This is a genomic window from Escherichia sp. 94.0001 (assembly GCF_013369155.2).
GTDB classification, from domain to species: Bacteria; Pseudomonadota; Gammaproteobacteria; order Enterobacterales; family Enterobacteriaceae; genus Escherichia; species Escherichia coli_F.
The window spans coordinates 1-381 of sequence record NZ_JABWMS020000256.1 but is presented as its reverse complement, the minus strand read 5'-3'; the positions used below and the strand labels follow the sequence as shown (position 1 = coordinate 381).

Sequence of the window (381 nt, the reverse complement as noted above, 5' to 3'; positions counted from 1 at the left end):
CGAAGCCCTGCCATGTGCTGACGTAAGTAAAATCAGCCACCCACAGCTGGTCAGGACGTTCTGCCACGAACTGACGGTTTACGCGGTCGCCTGCGGAAACGGCTTTCCGGCTGACGGTAGTACGGACCTTTTTACCCCGGAGAACACCGGCAAGTCCCATAACCGCCATGAGGCGCGCCACTGTACATCTGGCCACCCTGATACCTTCGCGTAACAACTGGCGCCAGACTTTACGCACACCGTACACCTGATGATTTTCATCGTATACGCGCTGTATCTCTCTCTTCAGCCAGTCATCGCGCTGAGCACGGGCACTGCGTTTATCAGGATGATGTCGCTGTTGCTGACAGTGGTAATACGTTGACGGGGCAATATGCAGTT

Annotated in this window: 1 protein-coding gene; it reads right to left on the bottom strand. The window is 55.4% G+C overall.

Annotated elements, in window-relative coordinates:
* Nucleotides 1-381: IS3 family transposase (locus tag HEN33_RS25580; RefSeq protein ID WP_183083550.1), on the bottom strand; the 381-nt coding region annotated here is incomplete at both ends.